Genomic DNA, 17,899 nt, shown 5'->3' with positions numbered 1-17,899 from the left:
ACAAGCGGCCGGTTCGGCGAAACCACCCGCGCGGACACACCACTCGATTTACTATCCAACGCAACGGACAGCTGTCTGGGTCAGTGGGGGTTCGTCATGGTCGGGAGGCAACGGATGCGCGCACGTTCGGGTAGGTCGGTCTTGCGGTACACGGCGCTGGTGGCCGTTACCGCACTGGTCGGCATCGGGCTACCTGCCGGGTCGGCGGCGGATCCGTTCGCCGAGCTCAGCGGTGCGGTGCAGGAATTCCTCGATGTCGGGCGGACCGCCGTGCCGCGGGCGGACTGCGGACCGGGGTCGCTGCCGGAAACCGGGATGCAGGGCGATGTGCCCGCAGGTGACCGAGACAGTGGCCGCAGCACCCAGGGTTATCGCTGCAATGTGTCGATGGTGGGCAACTATCAGGGCCGCGGTGCGGGCATCACGTCCACGAGTTTCGAGCACTGTGCGTATGTCGGCACGTTCTTTCCGGGCAACATGCTCAGCGAGCGCCAGGGCGTACAGGTACTCGACCTGTCCGATCCCGCGAACCCCCGGCTGACGGCGACACTCGTCGAGCCGGCGATGCTGGCGGGGACCTGGGAGACGTTGAAGGTCAACACCACTCGCAAACTGCTCGTCGGAACGGGTGTCCCGGCCGCACTCGGCGCGGGGTACCTGTCGGTGTACGACATCTCCGATTGCGCGCATCCGCGGCTGCTCAACCCCGGCACCGGGACGAATCTGCTGATGCCGCTGCCGATCACGACCCACGAGGGCGGTTTCTCCCCCGACGGCCGCACGTACTGGGCTTCGGGTCTGGTGCCCGGCTTCCTCAGTGCCGTCGACCTCACCGATCCGGCGCAGCCGCGGGTCGTCTGGCAGGGGCTGACCGGGATCGAGGCGCACGGGCTCGGCGTGAGCCCGGACGGGAACCGGCTCTACCTCTCCGCGCTCGGCGGTTTCACCGTGCTCGACGTGAGCGCGGTGCAGCGGCGCGACCCGAATCCGCAGGTGCCGCACCTGGGCCGGACGTTCTGGACCGACGGCTGGGCCACCCAGCACAGCGTGCCGGTCACCTACGACGGCGTGCCGCACATCTTCACCATCGACGAAGGTGGTTCCGGCGGTGTGAAACTCATCGATGTCTCCGATGACAGCGCCCCGCGGATCACCGCGAAGATCAAACTCGAGATCAATCTGCCGGACAATATCGACGCCAATGTCGGGTCGTCGATGGGTGGTTCGGCGTTCTCCTACGAATCGCACTACTGTGCGGCCGATCGCCCCGACAATCCGACGGCACTGGCGTGCGGCTGGATCTCCTCCGGGATCCGGGTGTTCGACGTGCGCGATCCGGACGCCATCCGCGAGATCGCCTACTTCAATCCGCCGGCGCGGACCGGGCGCAATCTGGAGGTCTGGAACTCGCCGCACGCGCTGATCTCGATCATCGGCGTTCCGTTCATGAGCGCGCCCGCCGCACTGCGGGCGATGGCGGAGGGCCGGTTCGATCCGGCGCAGGCATTGACTTCCCGCGCAGGCGATATCGCGTTCGGTGATATGTCGACCGACTGGTGCTTCTCTCCGCCGGAGTGGCGTGGTGATCAGCTCTACGTCGCCTGTTCCGACAACGGGTTCATGGTGCTGCAGCTCGACAACGCGGTGTATACGCCGCCGGCGGATCAGCAATCCACCGTCGGGTCGTGAGTATGAGCCGTGCGATCCGCGGAGCCGCGCTGTGCGCCGGCGCCCTGTTCCTGCTGGTGCTCGGCGCGGCACTGCGCCCGCTGCTGATCCCCGAAACCACCACGCCCGCACCGGTACTCACCGCGACCGAGCTCGGCTTCGTCCAGGACATGACCGCCCACCACCAGCAGGCGCTGATCCTCGCCGAACGCCTCGACCACGCCGCCGATCCGACCGTGCGCAGGCTGGCCGACCAGATCGCCGACACCCAGCGGGTGGAGATCGGCACGCTCCTCGGCTGGTCACAGCTGGCGGACGCAGCGCCGACCGCCGCCCAGCCGATGACCTGGATGGCGGCATCCGCAGGGCACCACGGTGATTCGGCGACGGCGATGCCGGGCATGGCGAGCACCGCCGACCTCGACGCGCTGGCGGCCGCGCGCGGCGCCGAGGCCGAAACCCTGTTCCTGCAACTGATGTACCGCCACCACTCGGGCGGCATCACCATGGCCCGCGCCGCCGACGCCCTGATCACCTCGGGACCGGTGAAGCAGGCGGCCCGCGCCATGGCCCAGTCCCAGAGCCAGGAACTCGGCTACCTCGGCATGCTGCTCGACGCCAGGGGAACCCGCCCCTGAACCGTCCCGGGCTCACCGGGTGCCCGCCTGCCGATGACCGCCGCGACGGCGATGTGTCCGAATGCGCACCAGATCCGGTCCGGCCGGGTGAGCACAACGTCACCCTGGGGCAACTGGCCAGAAAATCGCAGGCAACGGCCGATGCGGACGATGTGCAGGATTGTCGGTGAATTGTGGTCGGAGGCTGGACGTGGTGGTGAGCGCACGAGCGGGTGTCGTTGTTCCGGCCGTGGAATGCGGGCTGGCCAGAGTGCGCGCGCACATCGCCGAGCACCTGCTGCCGATCGGCGTGCGGGAACTGCCGGTGGCCGACGCGGTCGGCGCCACGCTGGCCGTCACCCTGACCACCGGCTCTCCGCTTCCCCGGGTGGACAGCGCGGCGATGGACGGTTACGCCGTGTCGGGACCTGGTCCGTGGTGGCGTCTGCATCAGCAGGTCAGGTATGCCGGACGCGGCTGTTCGGTGGTGCTGGCGCCCGGTGAGGCGGTGCGGATCGCCACCGGCGCGGCCACGCCGCTGGGAACCACCGCCACCCTGCGCGACGAGCACGTGGTGACGACGACGGTGTCGGGTAAGCCGGTGGTGATGCGGGCGCAGGGTGCACCGGTGCGCGACGACACCCGGCGGCAGGGCGAGCACTGGGACACCGGTGTCGAACTGGCGGCCGCGGGCACCCGGGTGTCGGCCGCGCTGGCCTCGGCGGCCTTGAGCGCCGAAGCCGAGACGGTCACCGTGCGCGGGCCGTTGCGGGCCGATGTGGTGATGACCGGTGACGAGATCCGCGCGGTCGGCCCGCTCGGTCCCGGGGAGACCAGGGACTCGCTGGGGCCGGTGCTGCCGGAGTTCCTGCGCTGCTGCGATATCGAGAGCACCGGGCTGTGGCACCTAGCCGACAGCCAGGACCTGCTGCGCTCCTGGCTGACGCTGAAATCGCATGCCGATCTGGTGGTGATGGTCGGGGCGACCGGCCGCGGCGCCGCCGACCACCTGCGGACCCTGCTGGCCGATCTGGGCGCACGGATCGTGGTCGAACGGGCGGCGATCCGCCCCGGCGGCTCCACGCTGGTGGCGCAGCTGCCCGACGGCCGCGTCCTGCTCGGCCTGCCCGGCAATCCGTTCGCCGCGGTCGCGGCCCTGCTCGCCGTCGGCCCCGCCGTCGTAGACGCGCTCACCCTGCGCACTCCCGGCCCGACCATGTGGGGCAGGCTCTCCGACGCCGGCGTGATGGCCGGCGAGCCGACGCGGATCGTCCCCGTCCAGCAGCAGACCGGTGGCGTCTGGCGCAGCACCGGCCCCGCGCACACGCCACATCTGGCCGGGCTCATCGGCTGCCAGGCACTGGCCGTGCTTCCGCCCGGCACCGGCCGCGGCACGCTCGTCGAACTGCTCCCGCTCCCCCACTGAACCCCTTCCCCCGCGCTACTGCCCGCGCGGATACCGGGGAAAGACCGCCCGCGCGGCCTCGTCGGCGACGTCCACGAGGACCCGGGCCAGACTGCTCGTGCCGGGTGCGCGCGCACCGCCGAGCCTGCCCGACAGCGACAGCGCGGCGACCGCACCTTGCGCGCGGGCCCGGATCGGCACCGCGACACACACGACGCCGGGAACCGACTCCTCGCGATCGACGGCGACCCCCTGGTGACTACGGACGCGGCCGAGTTCGCGATGCAGTTCGGCGCGGTGGCTGATCGTGCGCGGTGTCAGCTGCGGCAGCCGCTCCCGGAAAGCCAGCTCGACGATGCTCGGTTCCAGCGTGGCGAGCAGCGCCTTACCGACAGCGGTGCAGTGCGCGGGCATCCGGCCGCCGAGGCGGGTCGGGATGGTGTCGCAGGCGCGGCCCGCCGCCTTGTCCAGGTAGAGGACTTCGGGGCCGTCGAGCACGCCGAGGTGCCCGACCATGCCGGTCCGCTGACACACCTCGTGCAGCAGCGGGCTCACCACGTCCCGGATCTCGTTGTGCTCGACGGCGAGCCCGCCGACTTCGAGCGCCCGCGTACCGAGTCGGTAGCCGCCGGGTGCGTGCGCCAGCCAGCGCAGCCGGACCATCTGATCGATGATGCGGTGCACGCTCGAGCGCGGCAGCCCGGTGCGTTCGGCGATATCGAACAGTGTGCGGACCGGACTCGCCCCGTCGAACGCGTCCAGGATCAGCGTCATCCGCTCGATCATCGATACCGGCGGTGGACCGCTCTGCCGCGCGGACCCGGCCTGGACGAGCACCTCGACCGTCATGGCTCACCTCATCTACGTCGCACTGGTGTCCCCCATCACAGTGCCGTCCCGGCGGCGTGCGGAAATCCCGGAAACTACGGAAATCGCCCGACGACTACGGATCTTGTCCGGTCCGGGTCGGACCGTAGTGCGCGGTGGACACCGGCGACGTCGTGCGCCCACCCTCACCACGGGACCGCGCCCCGCACGGATTCGGTCCCACTCAGCGGCGAGCCGACCCCGCCCACCGGGACCGACCACCCCGCTTCCGCACGAAAGTGGCAGCGTCAGAGGGTGTTCCGGCTGACCCAGGCGGCGATCTGGGTGCGGGAGGTGAATCCGAGTTTGGTGAGGATGTGGTCAACGTGGCTCTCGGCGGTGCGGATCGAGATCACCAGTTCCTGCCCGATCCTGCGGTTGCCGTAGCCCAGGGCGATCAGGCGGGCGACATCGCGTTCCCGGCGGGTCAGCACGTCGGGCCCGGCCGTGTCGACGACGGCGACCGGGGGCGGCGAGGTGTCCATCGCGTAGTCGACGGCGTCGTCGAGCGGGAGCGAGGCGCCCGCGTCGAAACAGGCATCGAACTCCTGCTCCCCCAGCGCGGCCTGGACGCGAGCGCGGACCCGCTGACCGATGAGCTGGGTCATCGTGTGCGCCAGCCGTTGCGAACTGCCCTGGCGGACAGTCGAAGCCGCCCCCATCAGGCGGGCGGCGCGCACCAGGTCGCCATCGGCGGCCGCCGCCCAGGCCAGGCCGTCCACACTGGTGGCGAGCCAGGCGCACCGATCGAAGAGCCGGAACAGTTCGATCGACCGTCGCAGCGCCGCGACCGCGCCCTCCTGGTCACCGTCGCGCCACCGCTGGGTGCCGACCGCCCAGTACGCGAGACCACCGAGCAGGTGGGAGCCGTGCTCGGTCGTCAGTGCCAGCAGGCGTTCGGCCATGGTGCCTGCGACCGGGTCGTCGAGGGCCAGCGCGCAGACGGCGGCGAACGCCAGGCTCTCCATCTCCACCCGGGGATGGGCACAGTCCCGCGCGCTCACCGACGACGCCACGGCGATGTCCAGCGCGGCGCGCAGATCGCCTGCCCCGAAGGCCAGGACCGCCCGCGCCATCTCGGCTTCGACCAGCACCTGCGCCGACCCGGATTCGGCAGCGATCTCCGCACTGGCACGGACGAAATCCGCCGCCGTCGCGGTATCGGACAGCATGGCCGCGATCACCGAGCTCGCCGCCAGTGCCCTGGCCCGGTCGACGGTGCGCTCGGTGTCCTTCGCCAGGGCCTCGGACAACCAGCGGTAGCCCTCCAGCAGAAAGTGGCAGTGCTCCCAGAACGGCCACAGCTCGGTCGCTATCTCCAGCGCGCGCCGCGCACCGGTCGGTTCGTCGAGCGAGAATTGCAGGGCCGCACGGAGATTGGCGTGTTCGCGGGCGACATCGCGGAACCAGTCGACGTCGGTGGCACTCCAGTAGTCGGTGCGCGAGCGCCGCGCGAGACGGTAGTAGTACTCGCGATGGCCGACGCGGACGGCGTCTTCGGCGCCACGCGCCCGCAACAGGTCGCGGGCGAACTGACGCAACGGCTCGAGCATCGAATACCGCCCCGCGCCGTCGAGGCCGGGTCCGTAGGCCAGCACCGACTTCTCCACCAGCCCCGTCAGCGCGGCCAGCAGCGCGGACGGCGAACCGACCAGGCAGACCGCCTCCGCGGCGTCGAGGTCGAAGCCGCCCGCGAAGACCGACAGCTGTTCCCAGAGCCGCTGCTCGTCGGGCGTGCACAGGTCATAGCTCCAGCGGATCGCCGACGCCAAGGTCTGCTGACGGTGTGGCGCGGTCCGCAGACCGGTGGTGAGCAAGCCCATCGCGTCGTCGAGGCGGGTGAGCACCTGGTCGGGGGTGAACATCCGCATCCGCAGGGCCGCCAATTCCAGCGCGAGCGGAATGCCGTCGAGCCGGCGGCAGATCGCGGCCAGGGTCGCCGCGTTGGCCGGGGTCCTCCGGAAGGCCGGATCCGCGGCGGTCGCGCGGTCGACGAGCAGCCGGGCCGCGGGGCTGTCGAGGTCGCCGGAGGCCGGGTCCGGTACCGACAGCGGCGCGACCGGCAGGACCTGTTCGCCCGGCACGCCGAGCGGTTCGCGGCTGGTCGCGAGGATCCGCAGACCGGTCGTCGCGGGGATGATCCGGTCCGCGAGCGCCGCGCAGGCGCCGATCACGTGCTCACAGTTGTCGAGGATCAGCAGCAGATCTCTGCCTGCCAGGAAATCGGTGAGGACGGCCATCGGCGCGCTGGTGTCGTCGCGCAGGCCGAGCTCGCGTGCCACGGTCGGCGCGACCAGGTTACCGTCGCTGACGGGCGCTAATTCGACCAGCCACACACCGTCGGGAAAGGCCCGCTGCACGGCCTCGCCGACCCGTCTGCTCAACCGGGTCTTGCCGACACCGCCCACCCCGGTCAGCGTGAGCAACCGGGTGCCGCCGAGCAGTTTCCTGGCCGCCGCGACATCGTCGTCGCGTCCGATAAAGCTGGTCACTTCCGCCGGGAGGTTCCCTGACACACGCCTGCCCACGCCCGCTACTCTCGCACGCACACCGATGCCCGCGGCGGCTTTCGCCACACTCGCCGGGCAGGCGGCCCGGACCGCCCCGCTCGCCTCAGCTGTGCTGGGGCGGCTGCCAGGGGCGACCGTACGGGTCGTCCGGGCGGGGCGCGGGCGGCTGCTGCTGGGGTGCGATCGGCGGTGGTACCGGCAGCGGCGGTGGTACCGGCGCAACGGTTTTCGGCCGCGACGGCTCGAAACCCTCGACGGGAGTGCGGGCGGTCGCTTCCGCGGCGCGCACCGCCTGCTCGATCTTCGGGTCCGAGGCGGTCTCGAACCAGCCGGCGACGTCGGAGTCGTCCTCGATCTTCACCGGCTGTTCCGGCTCGGGCGACGGTTCGTAGCGGAATACGCCGTCCTCGCCCTTGGTGGCGAAGTTCTGGGCGAAACCCTCGAGCGCCTTGCCGAAGTCGCTGGGCACCAGCCACACCTTGTTGGCGTCGCCGCGGGCCACCATCGGCAGCGTCTGCATGTATTGGTAGGCAAGCAGTTCCGGCGTCGGCTTGCCGTTCTTGATGGCGGCGAACACCTTCTCGATGGCCTTGGCCTGACCCTGCGCCTGCAGATACGAGGCGGCGCGCTCACCCTGGGCGCGCAGGATGCGGCTCTGGCGCTCACCTTCGGCCGAGAGGATCGCGGACTGCTTGCCACCCTCGGCGGCCAGGATCTGGGCCTGCTTGGCGCCCTCGGCCGTCTTGATCTGCGATTCGCGGGTGCCCTCCGCGGTGAGGATCATCGCCCGCTTCTCGCGGTCGGCCTTCATCTGCTTCTCCATCGATTCCTGGATCGACGGCGGCGGATCGATGGACTTGAGCTCGACCCGGGCCACCCGCAGGCCCCAGCGGCCGGTCGCCTCGTCGAGGACGCCGCGCAGCTGGTTGTTGATCTGGTCGCGGGAGGTCAGCGTCTCCTCGAGGGTCATGCCGCCGACCACGTTGCGCAGGGTGGTGACGGTGAGCTGCTCGACGGCGGCGATGTAGTTGCTGATCTCGTATACGGCGGCCTGCGGGCTGGTGACCTGGAAATACACCACCGAGTCGATCTGCAGGGTGAGGTTGTCCTGGGTGATCACCGGCTGCGGCGGGAAGGACACGACCCGCTCACGCAGGTCCACCTTCGCGCGGACGCGGTCGGCGAACGGGACGAGGAACGTCAGCTGACCGGACACGGTGCGCGAATAGCGCCCGAGCCGTTCGATCACCGCCGCCTCGGCCTGCGGGACGAGGGCGATCGATTTGAAGACCACCACCACGACCAGCAGGACGAGGACGGCGGCCACGATCAAGGCAACCATTGCTAAGGACCCTTCCAGACGACGGCGGTCGCGCCGTCGATCTTCATCACGTAGACGGTCACGCCGGCGTCATAGACATCGTTCGGGTCCAGCGGCCGCGCGGTCCACACTTCCCCACCGAGCTTGACCTGACCCGAATGCGCCGCGACCTGTTCGAGCACGAGCGCCGACTTCCCCGGCAACGCATCGACATTCGTCGGAATCGGGGGCGGGGAACCGAACTTGCGGCGCAGCACCGGCCGTACACCGAGAAACAGCACCCCCGCGACCGCGCCGAACACCAGCGCGTCGCCCCACAGCGGTAGGCCTGCGGCAGCGCTCACGGCGGCGGTGCCGAGTGCGGCGACACCGAGCATGAGCAGCGTGAGATCCCCGGTGAGCATTTCCGCCGCCGCCAGGACTATGCCCGCGATCAGCCAGACTATTGCGGCCACGATTCTAGACTAGCCCTGTAGACGGGTTTCCGGGCGTGCTCGCCGCCCACGGGCGCGATCTTGGCGGCCAACCGTTTTCGCGCGCCGCTACCGCCGGTTCGCTGTCGGCGCCTCTAAGCTCGGCCGGGTGAGTGGGCGTGACATGTACGGCGGCGATATCTATTCCGGACACCAGCGGACCAAGAAGACACCGGTGCCGACAGTGCGTGCCGAGCGGGATCTGGTGGTGGAGGACGCGGCGAGCGGATTCTGCGGGGCCGTAGTCGGTTTCGACCGCAGCTACGACGGCGACTTCGTGAAACTCGAGGACGGGCGCGGCGTGGTCCGGCTGTTCGCGCTGCGCGAGGCGGCGTTCCTCATCGACGGCAAACCCGTCACGCTGGTGCGCCCGGCGCCGGCGGCCAAGCAACCCACCCGGTCGGCGTCGGGGTCCACCCGGGTCGACGGTCTGCGTGCCCGGGTCGCCCGGACCAGCCGGATCTGGGTGGAGGGTGTGCACGACGCGGCGCTCGTCGAACGGGTGTGGGGTCACGACCTGCGGGTGGAAGGCGTCGTCGTCGAGCACCTCGAGGGCCTGGACAATCTGGGCGCTCGCCTCACCGAATTCGGGCCGGGACCGGGCGCCAGGGTCGGCGTGCTGGTCGACCACCTGGTGACCGGATCCAAGGAGACCCAGCTGACCACCGGCCTCGGACCGCACGTGCTGGTGACCGGGCATCCGTTCATCGATGTGTGGCAGGCGGTGCGGCCCGCCGCGGTCGGCATCGACGCCTGGCCGACGGTGCCGCGTGGCGAGGATTGGAAGACCGGCATCTGCGCACGTCTCGGCTGGGGAACACCGCAGGAAGGCTGGCGCCGGGTCTACGACGCGGTGGACTCGTTCCGGGATCTGGAGGCGCCGCTGATCGGCGCCGTCGAACGGCTCATCGACTTCGTCACCGAGCCCGAGTAGTCCACCCGCAGGTCAGGCAGGTCCTCAGTGCCCGCACGCGAATGCGGGCAAACCTTTATGCTCGATGATTATGTGCTCTCCCAGTGCCACGCTGACGCTGTGGGCCGGCTCCTGGCTGGCCGGTACCAGCGCGCCCGACGACCTCCTGGAGGCACTGCACGCCTGGGCGGCGCGGCACACACTGGCCGCGGGCGATCCGGTCACCGGCGGGCGCAGCGACCTGCCGTGGACCTCGCGCGAGGAGGGGGCGGGCACCGGGGTCATGCCACTGCTCAAGGTGATCCGGGAGGCGATGGCGCCCGCGGGCGCGCAACTGCGCCTGGTGCTGCCCGCGCCCGGTGACGTGCGCGGACTGCCGGTCGGCACCGCGTTCGCGGCCGACGCGATCGAGGCCGAGGAGGGTCTGCTGCTCGGTGTTCCCGGCGAGGAGGGCACCGGCCTGATCCCGCAGTGGGACGACGACGAAACCCTGCAGTGGACCGTCTACAGCGTCGGCATCCCACACGTTACCGGGCCCGACATGTCCCTGGGCGAGGCCGAGTACACGATGCGCGAGGCCGTCCGCGACGCCGCCGACGCCCTCATGCAGCTGCACACCACCTCCGTCGGCAACACCGACGCCGACCCGCGCGAGCAGATCGAAGCGCAGCTGGCAGCGTACTCCCGGCACGCCTACCCCGACTCGATTCCGTTGCGCGCCAAGCGCATTCTCGACACCGCCGACCATGTGGCGGCGATCCTCACGGTCGCCCAGCACGAGCCGGCGTCGTCGCCGACGTCGGCCACCGCGATCGGGGCGCACGAGTCGCTGCTGCGCCCGCTGTGGAACACGATCCGCGAAGCCCGGCTGGTGGCAGTGCATGCCGCCGCCGGGCCCGCCCGCTAGCTTCGCGCGAGGCGTCAGCGCCGGTAGGGCTGCTGATACTGCGGCTGCCCCTGGTACGGCGCGTGCTGCGGATACGGCATCGGCTGCTGCGGCGGGTACTGCTGGGGGTACGGGGCCTGCTGGTACTGCGGTGGATAGTGACCGTGCGGCTGCTGCGGGTATCCGTGCGGCTGCTGGTACTGCGGCGGGTACGGCTGCTGCCCGACCGCCTGCGGATACGGCTGGTGGGGCGGCATCTGCTGGGGCGCACCGTTGTTCGAGCCGCTGCTGAACTTGCGGATGAGCACGATCAGGATGATCAACACGATCACCGCAAGAATGGTGATCCAGAGCCAATCAGGCAGGCCGATGCCGATACTCACCCCGTCACCACCACCCCCGCGGCGGGCTTCGACAGCGTCCGTCGCGGACGCGAGCACTAGTGTGGTCACCGGCATTTCGGCATGATTCATCGGGCCTCCCCCGTCGCGAATGTCCACCTTCCGTCGAAGGTCTGCGGGCGATGCTAGCGCAGCGGGTGCGCGAAGTGACAAGCGCCGGTTCAGAATCCGCCGATCGCGGTCTTCAGATCGGGGAGGTCGAGGACTGTCAGCGTGTCGGTGCGGACCTCGGGACAGGTCCGGGTGGTGACGGTGTCGACGATGTGGCGGTTCCAGGCGATTGCCGCGTTCGCGACCGGGTCCTGCACCGTCCACAGTTCCATCGCGCCGGTGAACGCCACCCGGGCGACCTGTGGGCCGAGCGCCTTCCAGGTGCCCTTCTGGCCGCCGAGGATGCCGCAGAGCTCGTCCACCGACGCCTGCGAGATGGTGGGTTCGGTGGGGGTCGGGCCGACGTCGTCGTACCCGGAGTCGTTGCCGCAGCCGCTCGGTCCCAGCGTCGCCGCCGCCAGGACGAGGAGAACCCCCGCCACCCGTCCACGGCGGGACACTATCGAACGCATCGGAAATCCTCCGATCTGTCGATCACAGTCCGGAAAAGCCTACTCCCGGGACCCCGGGAGCCCGGCGAATGTTTATCCGGTTGTGTTCATGGCCGGGCCGGGCGCGACGGTGGCGCGCAGCAGCCGGGCGCGCACAGGGCGCCGTCGACGGTGCAACCGTAGCCGGGCACCTCGCCGAGTTCGCGCACCGCTCCCCCACCGAGCCGTTCCTGGATCAGCTCGACGACCATGCGGGAGAACCGGCGATCGGTGCCGGGTGTCGCGGCGCGGGCGAAGGCCATGCCGAGTTCGGCAGCCCTGGCCGATGCCTCGTTGTCGAGATCCCAGATCACCTCGAGATGATCGGAGACGAAGCCGACCGGGCAGACCACGACGGCATCGATTCCCTTGCCGTGCAGCACATCCAGATGGTCGACGATGTCGGGTTCCAGCCACGGCACCTGCGGCGGGCCGGACCGGGACTGCCACACCACGTCGTAGTCGGTGAAACCGGTTGCCGCGGCGCACAATCGGGCCGCCTCGGCCACCTGCCTGCTGTAGAGGCGGCCACCGTCGGCCGGCGGGCCTGCGGCCATGTCGGCCGAGACCGGGATGGAGTGCGCGGTGAACACCAGGCGCACGCCGTCGCGCCGGTCGGCCGGAATCTGTTGTACCGCAGCGGTGATCGCGTCGGCGAAGGACGCGATCAGCAGCGGGTGGTCGAAATACTGGCGCAGCTTCACCAGTTCGGGCGCACCGTCGCCGACGGCAGCGCGGGCCCGGGTGATGTCCTCGTCGTACTGGCGACAGCCGGAGTAGCCGCCCCACGCCGAGGTCGGGAAGACCAGGGCGGAACGCACACCGTCGGCGGTCATCCGGGCGACGGTGTCCTCCACCTGGGGATGCCAGTTGCGGTTGCCGAAATACACCGGCAGGTCGAGCCCGGCATCGGCGAGATCGGCCTCGACCGCGGCGATGATGTCGCGGTTGAGCGCGTTGATCGGCGAGACGCCACCGAAATGCAGGTAGTGCTGGGCGACTTCGTCGAGCCGCGCACGCGGTACCCCGCGGCCCCGAGTGACGTTCTCCAGAAACGGGATCACGTCCTCGGGGCCCTCGGGGCCACCGAAGGACAGCAGCAGGAGGCCGTCGGTCATCAGTTGGCGGTGAAGCCCTCGGGGAACCACATGTTGTGGCTGGCGCCGCCGTCGACGTAGATGATCGAGCCGGTGGTGGCGGGCAGCCAGTCCGAGAGCAGCGCGACGATCGACTTGCCGACGGCGCGCGCATCGGCGCCGTCCCAGCCGATCGGCGACGCGCCGTCCCAGTACTCGTCCAGCTGACGCAGCTGCTTGGCGTCGTCGGTGGCGGTGCCGGCGATGGCCTTGGCCGCGAGGGTCTTCACCGGACCCGCGGCGATCAGGTTGGAGCGGATCTTCTTGGCGTAGCCCACCTCCCGGGCCACGTACCGGTTCACCGACTCCAGTGCGGCCTTGGAGACACCCATCCAGTTGTAGTACGGCATCGCCACGCGCGGATCGAAGTCCATCCCGACGATGGAGCCGCCCTCGTTCATCACGGGCAGCACGGCGCGGGCCAGCGAGGCGTAGCTCCACGCGGAGATCTCGAACGACTTCGCCACATCGGGGCCGGGACCCTCCAGGAAGGGCACCGCCTCCGGGCCCATCAGGGTCTTGGGCGCGAAGGCGATCGAGTGCAGGACACCGTCGATGCCCTCGGGCGCCAGCTCGCGCAGGGCATCCGCCAGCGCGCCCAGGTTCTCCTCGTTGGTGACGTCCAGCGGGATCGCCGGCGGCACCTCCTGCGGCAGGCGCTTGGCGATGCGGTCGATCAGCCGCAGCCGTTCCGGGATGCCGGTGATGATCACCTTCGCGCCCTGCTCCTGCGCGACCGCCGCCGCGCTGAACGCGATCGACGAATCGGTGATGATGCCGGTGACCAGAATGGTCTTGCCTTCGAGCAGTCCGCCCATGAGTTTTCGGTTCTCCTGAAATCTGGTGGTCGATTCGTACGCCACCGGATTGTCGGCGGCGCGGTGCGATCCGTTAGCGGGTCAGTGACCCATGCCCATGCCGCCGTCGACCGGAATGATTGCGCCGGAGACGTAGCGGGCGTCCTCGGAGGCGAGGAAGCTCACGACCGCGGCGACCTCGTCGGCCTGGCCGAGACGCTGCAGCGGGATGAACTTCTTCGCCGTCTCCTTCAGGTCCTCGGGGAGCTCGGCAGTCATGTCGGTCTCGATGAAACCGGGCGCGACCACGTTGGCCGTGATCGAGCGCGAGCCCAGCTCACGGGTGATCGAGCGCGCCATACCGATGACACCGGCCTTGGAGGCGGCGTAGTTGATCTGGCCGGGGCCACCACCGAGGCCGACGACGGAGCCGAGGAAGATCATCCGGCCCCAGCGGGCACGCAGCATCGCGCGGTTGGCCCGCTTGGCACAGCGGAAGGCGCCGGTGAGGTTGGCGTCGATGACCTTCTCGAACTGCTCTTCGGTCATCCGCATCAGCAGCGTGTCGTCGGTGATGCCCGCGTTCGCGACCAGCACCTCGACCGGGCCCTGATGCTCCTCGACCTCGGTGAACGCACGGTCGACCGATTCACTGTCGGTGACATCGCACTTCACGCCGAACAGGCCATCGGGCACCCCCGATCCGCGGTGCGTGACGGCGACCTTGTGGCCGTCGGCGAGCAGGCGCTGGGCGACCGCGAGACCGATTCCGCGGTTGCCACCGGTCACCAGGACCGAGCGGGATGTGACGTTCGACATAGGGTCCAACCTATCTGTTCCGGTTCGTGTGCCCCGCGTCAGGGTCGCGCCTCTGCGACAACTCACCACGCGGGGCCGGGGGTGCTAGGGCAGGCGTTGACGATAGAGCAAACTGACCACGACGCCGGCGGCGATGAACAGCATGCCGAGCAACAGCCACGGCCTGCTCGCGTCGCCACGGGTGGTCTCGTAGCCGATCTGCTCCTCGAGCGTGTCGTAGACGGCGCGCAGCTCGGCCAGCGAGGAGGCGGTGTAGAACTCACCGCCGGACAGTTTGGCGATCTCCTGCAGCGAGGCGTTGTCGACGGGGACCTTCACCCGCTGCGAACCCTTGCCGTCGGAATCCGGGATCTCGACCGTGCCCCATTCGGTGCCGAAGGAGATGGTCGAGACCGGGATGTTCTTGTTCTTGGCCAGCCGGGCCGCGGTGAAGCCGTGGCGGGGGTTGTCCACGTCCTTGTCGTCGGGCACGGTCTGCTTGCCGTCCGACATCAGCACGACGCGCGCGGGCGGCGGGGTCTCCGCGCCACCGAGCACGGCGGCCAGGGTGTCGATCGACTGCAGGGCGGTCAGGATGCCCTCGCCGGTCGCGGTGCGCTCGGCCAGTTTGATGTTGTCGATCGAGTGCTTGACGGCCTCGCGGTTGGTCGTCGGCGACACCATCACCGACGCGGTGCCCGCGAACGTGACGAAACCGAGGTTGATACCGGGCGTCAGACCGTCGACGAATTCCTTACCGGCCTTCTGCGCGACCTGCAGCCGGTTCGGCTCCACGTCGGTCGCCTCCATCGACAGCGACACGTCCATCACGAGCACGACGGTCGCCCGGTTGCGCGGCACCTTCTGCACGGCGGTGGGACCGGCGGCGGCGATGGTCAGCAGCACCAGGCCGACCAGGATCAGCGCGATCGGCACGTGCCGCACCGGGCTGGGCCGCGACGGGGCGACCCGCTCGAGCACGGACATGTTGCCGAACTGCAGCATCCGCTTGTGCCGGGCGCGCTGCACCAGCACATAGCCGAGCACCAGCAGGGCGACGACCGCCAGGAAACCGAGCCAGACGACGGCCGTGAAATGCGAAATACTCACTGGCGAGGCACCCGCCCGCTCGGGGCGCCGAAGCTGTGGCGCCGGGTGGACACGAACCGGACCACGTCGGCGATCCAGTCCCGATCGGTCCGCAGGGACAGCACCGGCGCGCCGCAGTTGCGCAGTGCCAGCTGCACCTGCTCACGCTGGGCCTTGGCCGCGGCCGCGAAATCGGCCCGCAGCGTGGGGGTGACGCTGAACTCGCGGGTGCGCCCGGATTCCGGATCGTGCAGCACCACGTCACCACCGTCGGGCAGGGCGACGTCGAGCGGGTCGAGCACCTCCACCGCGAGCAGGTCGTGGCGCGCCGAGATCGCGCGCAGGGACCGCTGCCAGTCGACGTCACCCAGGAAGTCGCTGATCACCACGGCCAGGCCGCGCTTGCGCTGCGGACGGCGCAACGATTCGATGCCCGCCTTCAGGTCACCGCGGACGCCGTCGCGGGCGTGCGGGGTGGTCGCGATGCCGCGCAGCATGGTCTGCGCGTGCAGTCGGCCGCTGCGGGCGGGGATGCGCACGAGGTGCTGACCCGTCGCGACCACGGCGCCGATGCGGTTGCCGCCGCCGGAGGTGAGGTGGGTGATGGCCGCGGCCGCCGCGATCGCGAGATCGCGCTTCTGCACCCGGCCGGTGCCGAAGTCCAGACTCGACGACAGGTCGACGACGAGCCAGGTCTCGAGCTCGCGGTCGGCGATCATCTGCCGCACGTGCGGATGGGTGGTGCGGGCGGTGACCGACCAATCCATCTGCCGCACATCGTCACCCGGCTGGTACAGGCGCGCCTCGCCCGGTTCCGAACCCGGCCCGGGGATGAGTCCCTGGTGGTCGCCGTGCAGTACGCCGTCGAGGCGGCGCCGCACCGTCAGTTCGAGCGTCTTGAGCGCGGCGGCCAGTTTCGGGTCGGTCAGTTCACCGGCACGGAACGACGGCGGCGCGTGCGACGACAGGGGCACGCGGACAACGGGTTCCGGCGCACTCACTGGGGCGCGACGTGGCCGGCGGGCTGGGACTGCTGCCCGTTCACCGGCTGCGGGACGGGCTGTTGCTGGGCGGGCGGCTGCGGCACCACGGGCTGCTGCGGGGCGGCCTGGCCGCCGACGGCCTGCGGCGCGACCTGCGGCAGGCCGACGGTCTGCAGGACCCGCCTGATGACGTCTTCCGGGGTGACCTCGTCGGCGAGCGCGTCGTAGGACAGCACGAGGCGGTGGCGCAGCACGTCCGGGATCACCTCGACGACGTCCTGCGGCACCACGTAGTCGCGGCCGCGGATCAGGGCCACCGACCGCGCGGCGGCGATGATGCCGAGGCTGGCACGCGGCGAGGCGCCGTAGGCGATCCAGCTGGCGACATCGGCCATGCCGAAGTCGGCCGGCGTGCGGGTCGCGGTGATCACGCGGACGACGTAGTCGACCAGCGCGTGGTGCACGAAGACGTTCGCGGCCAGCTTCTGCAGCCGGATGATGTCCTCGGGCGCCAGGATCTGCTTGGGCTCCGGCGGGGTCACGCCCATCCGGTAGATGATCTCGCGCTCTTCCTCGACCGAGGGGTAGTCGACGACGACCTTGAACAGGAAGCGGTCGCGCTGGGCCTCGGGCAGCGGGTAGACGCCCTCGCTCTCGATCGGGTTCTGGGTCGCCATGACCAGGAACGGATCGGGCATCGGGTAGGTCTTGCCGCCGATCGACAGCTTGCGCTCGGCCATCACCTCGAGCAGCGCCGACTGCACCTTGGCCGGCGCGCGGTTGATCTCGTCGGCGAGCACGAAGTTGGCGACGACCGGACCGAGTTCGGTATCGAACTCCTCGCGTCCCTGGCGATAGATCCGGGTACCGATGAGGTCGGTAGGCACCAGGTCCGGGGTGAACTGCACCCGGGAGAACGAGCCGCCGACGACCTTGGCGAAGGTTTCCACGGCGAGGGTCTTCGCGACGCCGGGCACACCCTCGAGCAGCACGTGACCACGCGACAGCACGCCGACGAGCAACCGCTCGACGAGCCGGTCCTGACCGACGATGACCCGTTTGACCTCGTAGATCGCCTTCTCGAGAGTCTGGACGTCACGCTCCAGGGTGCTCGGCGTTGCCGATCCGGCGTCCTTCGCCAGCTTCGGCCCGCTCACACCTTCCGTCGAAGTCACCAACATCCCCGCTTTCGCTTTGGTCCTGTGCGTGCGGCCCCAACTATTCCAGGTAATCGCCCGGTCTGCCGCAACCGGCCGGGAGTAGACCGGAATTCGTCATGCCGGTGACGGGGCTCACACACATCGGCCGAGCCCGATCACCCACCGACGAACCGGCACCTACCAGCGAAGATGGCTACGATCCGCGTCGAGTCGACGTACCGGCGCCGGTTCGAGCTCATTCTGTCGCCTCGGCTCGACTTTTCTCCTTCCGGAGCGAAGTCATGGCGAGCATCC

At 70.0% G+C, this 17,899-nt stretch carries 17 protein-coding genes; 5 read left to right on the top strand and 12 right to left on the bottom strand.

Annotation, left to right across the window (positions count from 1 at the left end; genetic code table 11):
* The first annotated feature begins 114 nt into the window (after positions 1 to 114).
* The 3 genes from ACFVAV_RS09940 (at position 115) to ACFVAV_RS09930 (ending at position 3,711) form a co-directional block, all read left to right on the top strand.
* Positions 115 to 1,689 carry an LVIVD repeat-containing protein gene (locus ACFVAV_RS09940; protein ID WP_379032794.1) on the top strand — a complete coding sequence of 525 codons (1,575 nt, stop codon included), beginning with the start codon at positions 115 to 117 and terminating at the stop codon, positions 1,687 to 1,689.
* A 2-nt stretch (positions 1,690 to 1,691) separates the two neighbouring features.
* Complete coding sequence (locus ACFVAV_RS09935) at positions 1,692 to 2,306, top strand: DUF305 domain-containing protein (protein ID WP_379033587.1); 615 nt, start codon at positions 1,692 to 1,694, stop codon at positions 2,304 to 2,306.
* 196 nt (positions 2,307 to 2,502) lie between these two features.
* Positions 2,503 to 3,711 carry a molybdopterin-binding protein gene (locus ACFVAV_RS09930; RefSeq protein ID WP_379032791.1) on the top strand — a complete coding sequence of 403 codons (1,209 nt, stop codon included), beginning with the start codon at positions 2,503 to 2,505 and terminating at the stop codon, positions 3,709 to 3,711.
* Positions 3,712 to 3,726: 15 nt separating this feature from the next.
* On the opposite strand, the gene ACFVAV_RS09925 is transcribed toward ACFVAV_RS09930, so the two are convergent.
* The 4 genes from ACFVAV_RS09925 to ACFVAV_RS09910 all read right to left on the bottom strand — a co-directional run bounded on the left by ACFVAV_RS09925 (position 3,727) and on the right by ACFVAV_RS09910 (position 8,843).
* Entirely contained in the window at positions 3,727 to 4,539 is an 813-nt protein-coding gene (locus tag ACFVAV_RS09925; RefSeq protein ID WP_379032788.1) for an IclR family transcriptional regulator, read from the bottom strand.
* A gap of 266 nt (positions 4,540 to 4,805) precedes the next feature.
* Positions 4,806 to 7,049, bottom strand: coding sequence for an ATP-binding protein (locus tag ACFVAV_RS09920; RefSeq protein WP_379032784.1), 2,244 nt, complete (start codon positions 7,047 to 7,049; stop codon positions 4,806 to 4,808).
* 121 nt (positions 7,050 to 7,170) lie between these two features.
* Positions 7,171 to 8,409, bottom strand: a complete 1,239-nt coding sequence (locus tag ACFVAV_RS09915) for an SPFH domain-containing protein (RefSeq protein WP_379032781.1) — start codon at positions 8,407 to 8,409, stop codon at positions 7,171 to 7,173.
* A gap of 2 nt (positions 8,410 to 8,411) precedes the next feature.
* Complete coding sequence (locus ACFVAV_RS09910) at positions 8,412 to 8,843, bottom strand: NfeD family protein (protein ID WP_379032778.1); 432 nt, start codon at positions 8,841 to 8,843, stop codon at positions 8,412 to 8,414.
* Positions 8,844 to 8,970: 127 nt separating this feature from the next.
* Here ACFVAV_RS09910 and ACFVAV_RS09905 point away from each other — a divergent pair, with 127 nt between their 5' ends.
* Both ACFVAV_RS09905 and ACFVAV_RS09900 read left to right on the top strand, forming a co-directional pair.
* A complete protein-coding gene (locus ACFVAV_RS09905) occupies positions 8,971 to 9,795 on the top strand; it encodes a DUF3097 domain-containing protein (protein ID WP_379032775.1) in 825 nt (274 codons plus the stop codon).
* Positions 9,796 to 9,865: 70 nt separating this feature from the next.
* On the top strand, positions 9,866 to 10,681 hold the full coding sequence (locus tag ACFVAV_RS09900; RefSeq protein ID WP_379032772.1) for a hypothetical protein: 816 nt from the start codon (positions 9,866 to 9,868) through the stop codon (positions 10,679 to 10,681).
* Between the two features lie 14 nt (positions 10,682 to 10,695).
* Here the strand turns inward: ACFVAV_RS09900 and ACFVAV_RS09895 are convergent, their stop codons facing one another.
* The 8 genes from ACFVAV_RS09895 to ACFVAV_RS09860 all read right to left on the bottom strand — a co-directional run bounded on the left by ACFVAV_RS09895 (position 10,696) and on the right by ACFVAV_RS09860 (position 17,626).
* Positions 10,696 to 11,133, bottom strand: a complete 438-nt coding sequence (locus ACFVAV_RS09895) for a hypothetical protein (protein WP_379032769.1) — start codon at positions 11,131 to 11,133, stop codon at positions 10,696 to 10,698.
* 89 nt (positions 11,134 to 11,222) lie between these two features.
* A complete protein-coding gene (locus ACFVAV_RS09890; RefSeq protein WP_379032766.1) occupies positions 11,223 to 11,624 on the bottom strand; it encodes a hypothetical protein in 402 nt (133 codons plus the stop codon).
* Positions 11,625 to 11,710: 86 nt separating this feature from the next.
* Entirely contained in the window at positions 11,711 to 12,760 is a 1,050-nt protein-coding gene (locus tag ACFVAV_RS09885; protein WP_379032763.1) for a ferrochelatase, read from the bottom strand.
* A complete protein-coding gene (gene inhA / locus ACFVAV_RS09880) occupies positions 12,760 to 13,596 on the bottom strand; it encodes an NADH-dependent enoyl-ACP reductase InhA (RefSeq protein WP_189023417.1) in 837 nt (278 codons plus the stop codon). The genes ACFVAV_RS09885 and inhA overlap by 1 nt, the downstream gene beginning before the upstream one ends.
* 81 nt (positions 13,597 to 13,677) lie before the next feature.
* Positions 13,678 to 14,394, bottom strand: a complete 717-nt coding sequence (gene fabG1 / locus ACFVAV_RS09875) for a 3-oxoacyl-ACP reductase FabG1 (RefSeq protein ID WP_379032760.1) — start codon at positions 14,392 to 14,394, stop codon at positions 13,678 to 13,680.
* Between the two features lie 84 nt (positions 14,395 to 14,478).
* Positions 14,479 to 15,483 (bottom strand): VWA domain-containing protein, encoded by a 1,005-nt coding sequence (locus ACFVAV_RS09870; RefSeq protein WP_379032757.1) that lies wholly within the window; start codon positions 15,481 to 15,483, stop codon positions 14,479 to 14,481.
* Positions 15,480 to 16,436: a DUF58 domain-containing protein gene (locus ACFVAV_RS09865; RefSeq protein WP_379032754.1), complete on the bottom strand. Its 957-nt coding sequence runs from the start codon at positions 16,434 to 16,436 to the stop codon at positions 15,480 to 15,482. The genes ACFVAV_RS09870 and ACFVAV_RS09865 overlap by 4 nt, the downstream gene beginning before the upstream one ends.
* A gap of 23 nt (positions 16,437 to 16,459) precedes the next feature.
* Complete coding sequence (locus ACFVAV_RS09860; RefSeq protein ID WP_379032751.1) at positions 16,460 to 17,626, bottom strand: AAA family ATPase; 1,167 nt, start codon at positions 17,624 to 17,626, stop codon at positions 16,460 to 16,462.
* Positions 17,627 to 17,899: the final 273 nt, after the last annotated feature.

The organism is Nocardia sp. NPDC057663, from assembly GCF_042799895.1.
Lineage (GTDB): Bacteria > Actinomycetota > Actinomycetes > Mycobacteriales > Mycobacteriaceae > Nocardia.
The sequence above is the reverse complement of the archived record's forward strand: the minus strand, read 5'-3'. Positions and strand labels throughout refer to the sequence as shown.